At 73.7% G+C, this 12,214-nt stretch carries 11 protein-coding genes; 8 read left to right on the top strand and 3 right to left on the bottom strand.

Annotated elements, in window-relative coordinates:
• The first annotated feature begins 174 nt into the window (after positions 1–174).
• Entirely contained in the window at positions 175–864 is a 690-nt protein-coding gene (locus tag E1283_RS21060; protein WP_132819664.1) for a bifunctional DNA primase/polymerase, read from the top strand.
• Positions 865–942: 78 nt separating this feature from the next.
• On the opposite strand, the gene E1283_RS21055 is transcribed toward E1283_RS21060, so the two are convergent.
• The gene (locus E1283_RS21055; RefSeq protein WP_132819663.1) at positions 943–1,995 is read right to left on the bottom strand and encodes an SCO2278 family lipoprotein; all 1,053 of its coding nucleotides are present in this window, start codon (positions 1,993–1,995) and stop codon (positions 943–945) included.
• Between the two features lie 166 nt (positions 1,996–2,161).
• On the opposite strand from E1283_RS21055, the gene E1283_RS21050 reads away from it, so the two are divergent.
• A complete protein-coding gene (locus E1283_RS21050; RefSeq protein WP_165956197.1) occupies positions 2,162–2,902 on the top strand; it encodes a CDP-alcohol phosphatidyltransferase family protein in 741 nt (246 codons plus the stop codon).
• On the opposite strand, the gene E1283_RS21045 is transcribed toward E1283_RS21050, so the two are convergent.
• Complete coding sequence (locus E1283_RS21045; RefSeq protein WP_132819662.1) at positions 2,818–3,300, bottom strand: FAD synthase family protein; 483 nt, start codon at positions 3,298–3,300, stop codon at positions 2,818–2,820. The two genes, E1283_RS21050 and E1283_RS21045, sit on opposite strands and share 85 nt — an antisense overlap.
• A gap of 177 nt (positions 3,301–3,477) precedes the next feature.
• On the opposite strand from E1283_RS21045, the gene E1283_RS21040 reads away from it, so the two are divergent.
• The 3 genes from E1283_RS21040 to E1283_RS21030 are packed head-to-tail and all read left to right on the top strand — an operon-like array spanning position 3,478 to position 7,768.
• On the top strand, positions 3,478–4,773 hold the full coding sequence (locus E1283_RS21040) for a glycosyltransferase (protein ID WP_132819661.1): 1,296 nt from the start codon (positions 3,478–3,480) through the stop codon (positions 4,771–4,773).
• Entirely contained in the window at positions 4,770–6,545 is a 1,776-nt protein-coding gene (locus E1283_RS21035) for a lipopolysaccharide biosynthesis protein (protein WP_132819660.1), read from the top strand. Before E1283_RS21040 ends, E1283_RS21035 begins: the two co-directional genes overlap by 4 nt.
• On the top strand, positions 6,542–7,768 hold the full coding sequence (locus E1283_RS21030; protein ID WP_243744990.1) for an MATE family efflux transporter: 1,227 nt from the start codon (positions 6,542–6,544) through the stop codon (positions 7,766–7,768). Before E1283_RS21035 ends, E1283_RS21030 begins: the two co-directional genes overlap by 4 nt.
• Here E1283_RS21030 and E1283_RS21025 read toward each other — a convergent pair.
• Positions 7,755–8,771 carry an AraC-like ligand-binding domain-containing protein gene (locus tag E1283_RS21025; protein ID WP_132819659.1) on the bottom strand — a complete coding sequence of 339 codons (1,017 nt, stop codon included), beginning with the start codon at positions 8,769–8,771 and terminating at the stop codon, positions 7,755–7,757. The genes E1283_RS21030 and E1283_RS21025 overlap by 14 nt on opposite strands.
• Before the next feature lie 434 nt (positions 8,772–9,205).
• On the opposite strand from E1283_RS21025, the gene E1283_RS21020 reads away from it, so the two are divergent.
• The 3 genes from E1283_RS21020 to E1283_RS21010 are packed head-to-tail and all read left to right on the top strand — an operon-like array spanning position 9,206 to position 12,127.
• Complete coding sequence (locus tag E1283_RS21020; protein WP_243744989.1) at positions 9,206–10,402, top strand: sensor histidine kinase; 1,197 nt, start codon at positions 9,206–9,208, stop codon at positions 10,400–10,402.
• Positions 10,395–11,492, top strand: coding sequence for a hypothetical protein (locus E1283_RS21015; protein ID WP_132819658.1), 1,098 nt, complete (start codon positions 10,395–10,397; stop codon positions 11,490–11,492). The genes E1283_RS21020 and E1283_RS21015 overlap by 8 nt, the downstream gene beginning before the upstream one ends.
• A complete protein-coding gene (locus E1283_RS21010; protein WP_132819657.1) occupies positions 11,471–12,127 on the top strand; it encodes a response regulator in 657 nt (218 codons plus the stop codon). Before E1283_RS21015 ends, E1283_RS21010 begins: the two co-directional genes overlap by 22 nt.
• Positions 12,128–12,214 lie beyond the last annotated feature (87 nt).

The following is a 12,214-nucleotide window of genomic DNA, read 5'->3' as shown; positions in this document are numbered from 1 at the left end:
GTGGGGGAAATCCTCGCGGTGCCGAGGGGGCCCGCGCCGTGGGACCGATTACCCATCGGGGCCAACGGCAGGGCAGGATGGTTCGTTACAACTTACAACCCGGGTGCACGGAATAAAGCGCGGGGCGTCCGTGCTCCATGCTTCGGGAAACACTGGTGAGGCGGTAGGGGGACCATGGAACGCGAGAGCAGACTCCCTCGGTGGTTGCGTCGCGGGGCCAGGGAGGCCGCCGCCGGGGCAGCCGCGGCTAAGGAGAGGGAGGAACTGCTGCTCGCCGCCGCCGAGGCCGGGTTTCCGCTGGCGCCGGCCGCCCACCCCGACGACTACGGCTGTTCCTGTGAGCGCATCGGCTGTCCGAGCCCCGGCAGGCACCCCGTGTCCCTGGCCTGGCAGACGCAGGCCACCACCGACCGTGACCAGGTCCTTCGCTGGCTGCACGCCGCCCCGCAGGCGAACTTCGTGACGGCCACCGGCCAGTCCCACGACGTGCTCGACGTGCCCGCCGCCGCCGGCCGGGTGGCGTTGGAGCGGCTGGGGGAGGCCGGCGCCGAGGTCGGTCCCGTCGCCGTCGTGGACGACCGGATGCTGTTCTTCACGGCCACCCGTGGCACCCCGGACGACGAGGACGAGTGGTGGCCGTGTGAGCTCGACTGCCATCCGGAGACGATGGACGAGCATCCGGGGCTCCGCTGGCACTGCCGCGGCAGCTATGTGCTGGTGCCGCCCTCCCGCACCCCGGGCCTCGCCCCCACCGCCGCCGTCCGCTGGGTGCACGGCGCGGAGCAGCCGCTGCCCGAGCCGCTGACGCTGCTGGAGGCGCTGACCGACGCCTGTGCGGCGCTGCCGGCGCCCGCCTGGCCCTGAGACCCGGCCCCTGAGCGCCGGCAGCGAGCCCCGGCAGTGAGCCCCGGCCCCTGAGAGGGCCGGTGCCCCGTCAGCCCGCTACTCGCCGGCGATCGCCGTGGCGCCCCTGATCTGGCTCAGGATCTGCACCTGACCCTCGCCCGCCGGCACGTACGCCACCTGGGTGGCGATCCGCTCCCAGGTGACGGCGCGCTGCGCGTCGCCGTCCATCAGGGCCAGCGCCGCCGGGTCGAGCTGCAGCACCTCGGCCGGGGACTCGCCCTCCGCCACCGTCTGCTTGCTGCCGTGCTGGGTGGTGAAGAAGACCAGCGCGCCGCCGTCCGCCGTGCGCATCGCGACCGGCGCGAACTCCTCGCCCTCGGCCGCCTCGTCGATGAACTCGGTGCGGAACGCCGCGCTGCTGTTGGACTCGGCCCGACTCGCCAGGGCGTCGCTGGTGTAGCGGCCCTCGGCGAACTCGCCCGCCTCGCCCGGACCGTTGCTCGACAGGTACTCGGCGTAGGCCGCGCTCAGTTCACCCGGCGGCACGACGAGGTCGTCGCCCTCGCCGCCGGTGGCCGGGATGTCGACCAGCGCGCCGTTCTCCTCGTCGGCCAGCTCGGGGAGCTGGGCGCCCGGCACCTGCGCCAGGTAGGAGACCCGCCAGTCCTCGTCGAGGGCGTCACGGGTGAAGACGAGCAGCCAGCGGCTCTCCGCCAGGTTGGAACTGGCGTCGGCGACGAAGAACTTCGGCCAGCCCGCCTGTTCCGGTATGTGGTACTGGACGTCGCTGAGTTCGAGCGGCCTGAAGGATTCGGGCCCGTAGGCCTCGGTGATCTGCTGGATGATCTGCTCGTCGCCCTGCTCCTCGGCGTCGGCGATCGCGCCCGCCTTGGCGTCGAGCGTCGCGCCGTTGACGGCGCCGAGCCCGCCGGTCTCGATGGTGGCGTTGAGCTCCGCGTCGTTGGCCGGCTTCGCCTCGTTGTAGACCTCGACGTAGTGGTCGAGCGCCGCCTGGGCCTCCTCGGTGGTCAGCGCGGGCACGATGGCCTCCTCGCCGTGCACCGTCATGCAGCCCGACAGGCCCGTCGTCAGCGCTAGGACCGCGGTCAGCCCCGCCGCGGTCGTCGACAGCCGTGCTCGCAGCCGCATCCTTGGTCCTCCCCGTTCTCCGTCACCTGTGGGCCCCACCGGATGGCCGCATTGGCCCCCGCATGCTATCGGCCCATGCGATGATGCCACGCATCGTGGGGGACGCCGGATCCGGTGGCGAGTGTGGGTCGGGACAGGTGGCGGACAGGTGGGGACCAGGTGAGCGATGGTGGCTGAACTGAGCTACGGAGCGGCGCTCGAACGACTGCGGGGGGCGCAGAAGACCGCCAAGGGCGTGTCGCTCTACTCGCGCTACGTCAACCGCCCCTTGGGGCGACGGCTCGCCGCCGCCGGCTACCGGCTCGGCCTGACACCCAACCAGGTCACGGTCGTCAGCGCCGTGTTCAGCTTCGCCGGGGTGGCCGGAGTGGCCGCCCTTCCGCCGTCGTGGCCGCTCGCGTTCGGCGTCTACGCGGCGCTGGTACTCGGCTTCGCGCTGGACTCGGCGGACGGCCAACTGGCCAGGCTGCGCGGCCAGTCGAGCCCGGCGGGGGAGTGGCTCGACCACGCCGTCGACTGCGCCAAGATCACCGCGCTGCACGGCGCCGTACTGATCGCCTTCTACCGCCACTTCGAACTGCCGTCCGACGGCTGGCTGCTGGTGCCGCTCGTCTTCCAACTCGCCGCCGTACTGGTGTTCTTCGGCGGCCTGCTCACCGACAAGCTCAAGCCGCGGCGGGATCCGGGCGCGCCGGCCCCGACGCCGTCCACGCCGCGCGCCGTGGCGCTGCTGCCCGTGGACTACGGGGTGATGTGCGCGGTCTTCCTGCTGCTCGGCGACGAGCGCGCGTTCCGCCTCGGCTACACGGCGCTGGCCTGCTGCTACGTGGCCTTCTGCGCCGCGTTCTCCGTCAAGTGGTTCCGCGAGCTGTCCGCCGTCAACGCGGACAGCGCGGCGCGCAGTTGAGTGCTCGACGTGTGCACCGTGTAGGGGAAGTAGACGACCTCGACGCCGACCGTGGCGAAGTCGCGCTCCAGCCGCTCGCCGCGCGGCGTGCCGCGCCAGTCGTCCCCCTTGAACAGCACGTCGAACCGCACCTGTTGCCAGGTGTCCAGCTTGTCCGGCACCGTCTCCACGAACGCCGCGTCCACGAAGCGGATGCTCCGCACGATCTCCAGCCGTTCCACCAGCGGGATCACCGGCGGCCGGCCCTTGGCCAGCTCGGCCATCTCGTCCGAGACGACGCCGGCGACCAGGTAGTCGCAGCGACTCCTGGCGTGCCGGAGGATGTTGAGGTGCCCGACGTGGAAGAGGTCGTAGACACCGGGCGCGTAGCCCACGGTATGGCGGACGGCATGCGGCATGCGGACGGAACCCCCCACTGGCCCGGCGCGGAAGAGGATGTCCCACCTTAGCTCCAAGTCCTCACAGAACAGGGCCAGATGCTGACGTCGTGTGCAAATTTTGGGGATAGGCTGAACGCTCGTCACCCACGGGGGAGGGAGATCAGGGGGAGGCCCTCTACGATGTGTGCAAGCACCATGCCCGACCGTGCCGCCGCGCATGAGCGGTTGCTGCTCGTGTCGACCAACTACGCGCCCGAGCAGGCCGGCATCGGTCCCTACGCCACGCAGCTCGCCGAGCACTGGGCCGCGGAACGCCAGGCCGAGGTCCATGTGTTGGCGGGCATGCCGCACTATCCTTCCTGGCGCATCGATCCGGCCTATAGCGGAAAGTGGCGCAGCGTGGACGCTCGGGCGGGGGTTCTGATCCACCGCCGGCGGCACTCGGTGCCGCCGCGTCAGACCGCCCTGCGCCGCGCCCTCTACGAGGCGACGATCCTCGCCCACGGCCTGCTCGCCCCGCCCGCGATGGGCCGCCCCGACGCGGTGGTCGCGCAGGTGCCCAGCCTCGCCGGCGGTCTGCTCGCCGCCCGGCTCGCCCGCCGGCACGGCGCGCCCTATCTGCCCATCGTCCAGGACCTGATGGGCGCCGCCGCCGCGCAGAGCGGCATCAGCGGCGGGGGCAGGGCGGCCGCCGCGGCCTCGGCGGTGGAGCGCCGGATGCTGCGGGACGCCACCCTGGTCGGCATCATCCACGAGAGCTTCCGGGGGCGGGTCCGCGCCCTCGGCGTGCCGGACGACCGCATCAGGCTCGTCCCCAACTGGTCCCACGTCGCCGGCCCCTCGGCACCCCGGGCGGAGACCAGGGCCCGGCTCGGCTGGGCCGAGGGCCAGACCGTGCTGCTGCACTCCGGCAACATGGGCCTCAAGCAGGGCCTCGACGTGCTGGTCGAAACCGCCCGCCACGCACCCGAGTTGCGGATCGTGCTGATGGGCGACGGCAACCAGCGCGACCGGCTCGTCGAACTCGCCGCCGGGCTGCCCAACGTGGACTTCCTGCCGCCGGCGCCGGAGGCCGGGTTCCCCGACGTGCTGGCCGCCGCCGACGCCCTGGTCGTCACCCAACGCGCCAGCGTCCTCGACATGAGCCTGCCGTCCAAGCTCACCTCCTACTTCGTCGCCGCCCGCCCGGTGCTCGGCTCGGTCGCCGCCGAGGGCGGCACCGCCCAGGAGATCCACCGGTCCACCGGAGGCCGGCTGGTCCCGCCCGAGGACCCGGCCGCGCTCGCCGCCGCCGCCCGCGAGCTGGCCGCCGACCCGGCCGCCGCCGACGCCATGGGCCGCCGCGGCGCCGACTACGCCCGCGCCCACCTGTCCCGCGCCGCCGGGCTCGGCCGGGTCACCGCGCTGCTCGACGAGGCCCGTGCCCGGCACGCCTCCCCCCGCAGGGAAGACCGCAGGGAAGACCGCAGAGAAGAAGGAAGAACCGCATGAGCGCAGTGCGCGAGGACGGTCGCGGCACCCCGGGCGCCCCGGGCCACCATCCGTACGACGAACCGGACCTGCTGCGCGACCAGTTCCGCCAACTGCTGCGCTACCGGCTGCTGATCATCTGCGGCATCCTCCTCGGCCTGGCCGGCGGCGCCTGGCTCGGGCTCTCCAGCAACGAGACGTACATCGCCACCAGCGAGATCACCGTGCGGATGCCCACCGCCGACCCGTTCGCGCCCACCGCCGTGGACCGCGTCGTCATGGGCTCCGAGCGGCGCACCGCCGTCAGCGACGTCGTCGCCCAACGCGCCGCCGAGAGCCTGGGCCGCCCCGGCGCAGGCTCCTCGCTCAAGAGCGGTCTCACGGTCACCAACCCGCCCAACACCGAGGTGCTGCGCTTCGCCTACTCGGCCGACGACCCGGCCGTCGCCGCCGAGCGGGCCAACGCCTTCGTCGTCGCCTACCTGGAGCACCGGCAGGCCGACGCCGACGAGACGATCGCCCACAACGTCGCGGCCCTGGAGGAGCAGCGCACCCCGCTGCTCGAACGCCGCGACCAGCTCCAGATCGACCTCGACCAGAACCTCCTCGAAGGCACCACCGCCTACGACAACGCCGTCGCCGACCTGTCCGGCGTGTCCGCCCAGGTCTCCGAGCTGAACTCCAGCGTCGCCAGCCTCCAGGCCCTGGACACCAGCGGCGGCCGGGTCATCACCGAGGCCAGCGCGCCCCGCAGCCCCTCGGGTCCCGGGCTGCCGCTGCTGCTCGGCCTCGGCTACGTCGTCGGCATCGGCCTCGGCCTGCTCGCCGCCTGGGTCCGGCTGGTCTTCGACCCGACCGTCCGCTCCGCGGGCGACGTCACCCGCGCCCTGCGCGCGCCCGTCCTCGGCGTGCTGCCCCGCACCGGCCGCGGCCACCCCGACCAGCTGCTCGCCGAGGGCCGGCTCGCCGAGGAGTACCGCTCCGTGGCCTTCCGCCTCGCCTACGACGAGACGTTCGCGCAGCGCCGCCGCCTGCTGGTGGTCGCCCCGCGCGGCAGCATCGAGACCCCGCTGGCCACCTCCGTCAACCTGACCGCCGCCTTCGCCGAGATGGGCATGGACGCGCTCCTCGTCGAGGCCGACCTGCGCACCCCCACCCTCTCCGACCAGCTCAGGCACGCCGACGGCGTCCGCCCCGGCTGGGCCGGCAACGGCGGCGGGCGCGGCACGGCCGGCGGCTGGCCCGGCGCCCGGGTGCCGATCGACGGCGGCGAGTCCGGCATCTTCGACCTGGTGCCCGGCACCCGGGTACGGAACGTGCCGCGCGCGCTGACCTCGCCCGCCGCCACCAAGCTGATCGGCCACGCCGACACCAAGGGCGCCGTCGTGGTGGTGCTCGCGCCCGCCGTCCTCTCCTACGCCGACGCGATCGCGCTGACCGACCGGGTCGACGGGGTGCTGGTGGTCTGCGACCCCAGCCAGGTGCGGCGCGACGACCTCGCCCGGGTGAGGGAGTTGGTGGTCGGCGCCGGCGGTATCCTGCTCGGCGCGGTGCTGCACTCCTGGGGCAGCGGCAACGACTCGGACCGGGTCTCGCTCGCCGAGGACGAGCTCCCCGCCGAGGCCGCGCCGCCGCCGCACCAGCAGCCCCAGCCGCCGGTCCGCCCCCGCGTCGCCTGGCCGCCGGCCACCCGCCAGCCGGCCCCGCCCGAGCACCGCGACATCGGCTCGGAGACACTGGGCCTCCGCGTCCTCGACCCCGCCGAGCTGGAAGACGGTTCCCCACGGCAGTGAGCGACATATCCGAGGGCCCCGGCCCCCGCCGGGCCACGGTCGCCGCCATCGCCGACCAGGGCGTGGCGGCGCTGACCAACATCGCGGTGGTGGTGTGCGCCGCCCGGCAGTCGACGGCCGCGGACTTCGCCTCGTTCGCCGTCGTCTACACGGTCTTCGCGCTGCTGCTCGGCGCGGCCACCGCCTACGTCGGGCAGGCACTGGTGCTGCGCCGCGGCGCCGCCGCCGAACTGCATGGCCACTGCCGGGCGTCGGCGCTCTTCACGCTCGGCGCGTCGGCGGCGCTCGGCGCCACCACCGCGCTGGTCACGGTGGCCATCCCCGGCGGCATCGCGGACGGCCTCACCGCGCTCGGCCTGGTGCTGCCGCTCGTCCTGACCCAGGACGGCCTCCGCTACGCGTTCTCCGTCCTCGGCCGACCCCAACTCGCCCTGGTCACCGACCTGTCGCGGCTGGCAGTGGCGGTGCCGGTGCTGGCCCTCCAGCCCTACGGCACAGAACCCGGCCGGATGGTGCTGGCCTGGGGCCTCTCCTCGCTGCCGGCGCTGCTGCTCGGCGCCGGACTACTGCTCCTCCACACCAGGGGCGCCGCGGCGATCCACCCCCGCACCCTGCTGGACCGCCGCCACCTCGGCCGCCGCTTCGTCGTCGAGTTCGGCGTCGGCAACGCGGCGTCCCAACTGGCCATCGTGGCACTCGGGTTGCTCGCCAACCCCCTTGCCGTCGGCGCGCTGCGCGGCGCGACGACACTGTTCGGGCCGCTCAACGTCCTCTTCAACGCCGCCACCGGCTTCGGCCCACCGCTGCTCGGCCGCTACCCCAGCCCACACCACCAGGCCCGCGCCGCGTTCACGGCCGGCGCCACGTTGGCCGGCGTGGCCGCCGGCTGGGCCCTGGTCCTGCTCGTCCTCCCGGACGCGGCGGGCCGCGCGCTGCTCGGCGACACCTGGGACGCGGCCGTCTCCCTGCTCCCCGCCACCGGCACCCAGTACGCGGTCATGGCCCTCGGCACCTGCGGCCTGCTTCTCCTCCGCGTCCTGACCCCCCGCGCCACGCTCCCCGTCCAACTCACCTTCTCGCTCGTCTCCGTGGCCTGCCTGCTCATCGGCTACGCGGCCGGCGGCATCCTCGGCGCCGCGTGGGGCCTGGCGGCCGGCTCGGCGATGAAGGCGGCCGCCAGCTGGCTCCGCGCGGGCTTCGAACTCCGCGTCACGGCGCAGTAGCCCCGCCGGGACGGCCTCCCGGCCTACCGGCTCGAAGGGCCTGGGTCCGGGGGTGGTTCTGGTCGCGCCAGTCCCGAGGCGAGATTCCGTATGCCCGTTTGAACACCTTGCTGAAGTGGGTCGCGTCCACGAAGCCCCACCTTCGTCCGATCGCCGCGATGGTCCGCCGCCGGCCGTTCGGGCCGGCCAACTCCCGCCTGCACTCGGCCAGGCGGTGTGTCCGGATCCAGTCCCCGAGGCTGATGCCCGACCGGGACAGCACGGCGTAGAGATGACGCACGGAGATTCCGTGTGCGGCGGCGATCCGTGCCGCCGACAGGCCGGGATCGGCCAGGTGTGCCCGGATGTACTGAGTGATCCGCAGGCTGAGCGTCGCGTCCAACGGTCCGCTGGCCAGGCCGGAGTTACCGTGCTGGGACGCCAGGACGGCACGGAGCAGTTCGATGCTGGGTGCCACGACGGCGTCGGCGTGCCCGCCCCGGCGCATGTCGTCGCTGACGGCCAGTTGGGAGAAGTAGGTGAAGGCGAGGCGCGCGACGGGGTTGTCGGGTCCCAGGGGGACCGCGGTGACGTCGCGCAGCACCCGCTCGGGGAGCGCGAGTGCCGCGCGGGGGAAACGGAGGAAGTGGTAGTCGACTCCCTCGTCGAAGAGATGGGTGTAGGGAGCGACCGACTCGTAGACGGCGCATTCTCCCGGCCTCAGCAGGCACTCGCGACCGTTCTGCACCACCAGGCTGGTGCCCGTCAGCTGAAGACCCAGGGTGACGGCCGGCTCCTCGTCCTCCCGGGCCAGCCGTTCCGTCCGGCGGATGGTGACCGCGGTCGCCCGTGCCGAACAGATCCTGAGGGGTCCGACGGCGCCGAGCCCCACGCGAGCGGAGATGCCCTCAGCCGGCGGACGGTGATCGATGTCGACCGCCACCATCGATTCCCACACCGCGTGCCGGAGCACTTCCTCCCGGTCCCGCGGCGGTATGAACGCGGTGTCCAGGACCGGGCTCACGAGGCGGGCCCGCGCCTGCGCCGGCCATCAGGCCGGCCTGACAACGCCTCGGCCCGTTCCCCCACAAGCCACCCCCGGCACAGACGGTTCCCGGCCAGAGTCTGGCACGGCGCTCTCTCGCCGTGCAACGGCCTCGACGGGCACCCGCCGGGCCCGCGCCCGGTGCGGCGTCAACGTGCGGCTGTGCACCGCTGACACATTTCCCTGCGCGGAGGACACAGTCCGAAGCCCGCGATGACCCTAGGGTCGGTGGGCGGCGCCGTCACTCATGAGGTGGCGGTGATACTCCTCAGTCGACCTGGGTGTGACGGTGTTCATCGAACAAGGACGTGCCGAGGCGGGTCGGCGGGGGCAGGGCCCAGCCGGCGGGTGTCGTGCGGTGGCCCTGACGGCGCGGTGGGTGGGCGGCCGGAATCGCTTGCCAGGGACGTGAGATGACTGCCGGAGCCGTCCGCCGTCCCGTGAACGACCCGCGGGGACCGCGCTTCCCCGCCGGGGTGTCGGGGACCGCGAGGTCCCCGGGTTCCCCGCCGGGCGACGTCGAGGCGGAGTTCGTGGCCACCGCTCGCCGTTTCGCCGCACCCGTGCGCGGGGTCGGGCTGCTGCTCACCAGCGTGTTCGGGCTTCTGGCGGTGCCCGACGACCTCATGCCGCTGGGGTTCGCGCTGCTGGGTCTTGTGGTCGTCGGCGCTGTGGTGGACTGCTGGACCGGGATCTCGGGGCGTGGCGCTCCACTGGCACTCGGGTTCGCCGTAGCGCGTGTGGTGGCGATCTGCGCGACCCAGGAGTGGACCGGTGGACAGCCGCACCAGTGGGCGCTCAACGTGCTGACCACGACGGCGATCACGCTGCAGTGGGAGTGGCCGCCGAAGGTCGCCGTACCTGTCACGGCCGGGTTGCTCGCCGTCGACCTCGCCGCGGTCGGTTTCGGCGAGGGGGGCGCGATCGTGCTCCGGCTCCTGGCCGAGTGCGTGCTGGCTCGTCTGGCGTTCGTGCTGCTGCGGTGGTCGAGCAGGCGCGTGGACGTGCTGCGGGACCGCCGGGCGGACCTGGAACGGGCGGAGGCGCTGACGCTGGAGCGCCACCGGAGGGAACGCGAGTACCTGGCGTTGCTGCACGACACGGCCTCGGCGACGTTCCTCCTGGTGGCGGCGAACGGTCGCGACACCGATCCGGCACAGGTGGCCGGGTACGCGCGGCACGACCTGGCCATACTCACCGGCTCGGCGGGCGGGCCGACGGCACAGGACAGCCCGGTGGACCTGAAGGCCTCGTTGCACGCCGTCGTGGAGCGCCGCCCGTTGACCGTCGAAGCCGAGTGGCGGGACGTGCCGCTGGTGCCCGCGTCGGTGGCACTCGCGCTGGTGCGCGCGGTGCGTGAGGCCCTGGTCAACATCGAGCGGCACACGGGCGTGGACACCGCGGCGCTGAGTGTGCGCGGTGAGGGCGACGGCGTCGTCGTGGAAGTCGCCGACACCGGCCCGGGGTTCCGCCCCGATGACGTGCCGCACCTCCGCCGCGGCATTCGTGGCTCGGTCGTCGAACGCATGACCGCGGTCGGTGGCCGCGCCGTGGTCACCTCGTCTCCCGGTGCGGGCACCACCGTGCGGCTGGTGTGGCCCGATGGGTGAGGACCGCGCCGTGGCCGACCACGTGCACCCCACGATGCGGATCGCCCTGCTCGGCGTCGCCGGTACCGTGCAGTTCGGGTTGTGCCTGGCCCCGCTGGTCACGCACGAGTACCGGCCGGCCTGGGTCGCCGTCGCCGCGTTCACCGCCCTGGCGCTCGTCACCGCCACGTGCGGGGCGTGGGTGGTGCGCGGGCGGCCGCTGCCGCCCACCGTCGCGGTGGTCGGCGCGGTGGTCGTGCTGACCGCCTCGCCCGCCGCGACCGCCGTCCTGCCGCCGGACGGGCACTTCCGTGCGCCGGACTGGGCGTTCGGCCTGGTGGGGTGGCACCTGTTGCTGCTGCTCCTCGACCGAGTCCCCGTGCTGCTGGCGGCGTTGGCCGTGAACGTGGCGGCGAAGGTCGCCCAGTTCCTGCTGTCGGGAGTGCCGGAGCGCGTCGAGGTGAGTGCCGCGGGAGCGGTCGTGCTCAGCACCACCAGCGTGCAACTGGCGGTCGTGGTGATCACGCGGCTGCTGCGCCGTGGTGCCCGCCAGGCGACCGAGGTGGCCGCCGAGCGGGATCGGATGGTGACCAGGGTGGCCGTGGCCGAGCAGCGGGAGCGGGGGCAGCGGATCGGCTTCGCCGGGCAGTTGGGCGTGACGCTGCCGTTGTTGGCGGACCTGGCCGATGGCGTGCTGGACCCGCGCGACGACGACACACGGCGGCGGTGCGCCCTCGCGGCGACCCAGTTGCGCAGGCTGTTCGCCGAGAACGACGACGTCCCCGACCCGCTGGTGCACGAGGTCACCGCGTGCGTCGACGAGGCGGAGCGGCGGGGTGTCGAGGTCTCGCTGGCGGTCAGCGGCACGGTCGTGCCGGTGCCGACCAGCGTGCGTCGTGAACTCACCGGTCCGGTGGTCGCCGCGCTGTCGGCGGCCCGGACCCGCGCGCGGGTGAGCGTGCTGCGCACCGACGAGGAAGTGCGGGTGGCCGTGGTCGCGGACGCCGGAACCGGGGTGGTCGTCGGCTCCTCGCCGCGGGTCGAGGTGGACTCCGGCACCTATGGTGAACACGTGCGGGTGGGGGCGAGATGGCGGCGGACGAGCGGTTGAGCGCGGTGATCGTGGACGACCACCCGGCGGTGCGGGCCGGGGTGGCCCACTGGCTGTCGTCCGGCACGCCGCCGATCCGGGTGGCCGCCGCGGGCGACGAGGTGCGCGTCGCCTGGCTCGGTGAGGGCGCCGAGGCCGACGTGGTCATCCTCGACCTGCACCTGGGCGGCCCGACCCCGGCGCTGAGCGATCTGCGGAGACTGACCGAGACGGGCAGGCGGGTCGTCGTCTACTCGATGCGCCTGGACGACGACATCGCTCTGCGGTGCCTGGAGTCGGGGGCGTTGAGCTATCTGACGAAGGCGGAGGGCGCCGAGCACCTGTTGCGGGCCACGAGGGCCGCGGCGGCGGGCCGGGCGTACACCCCGCCGACCCTGGCGGGTGCGCTCGCCGGCGACCGCTCCGCCCACCGGCCGGTGTTGTCGGCGCGCGAGACCGAGGTACTGGTCGAGTGGTTCCAGTCGGAGTCCAAGGACTTCGTGGCCCAGCGCCTGGGCATCTCACTGAGCACGGTCAACTCCCACCTGGAGCGGATCCGGATCAAGTACGCCCTGAGCGGCCGGGAGGCGCCGACCAAGGCCGCCCTGGTGGCGCGCGCCGTCCAGGACGGCCTGGTCCACCTCGACGACCTGTGACCGCGGTGCGGACGGACGGGAGCGCGCCGGTCCGGCCACCCGGGCCGCTGGAGGACGTCACCGCGATCGGCGTCACGGCACAGCCGC

Source organism: Streptomyces hainanensis (assembly GCF_004348415.1).
Classification (GTDB): domain Bacteria; phylum Actinomycetota; class Actinomycetes; order Streptomycetales; family Streptomycetaceae; genus Streptomyces; species Streptomyces hainanensis.
Note: the sequence above shows the minus strand (reverse complement) of the source record. Positions and strands in the feature narration are given on the sequence as shown.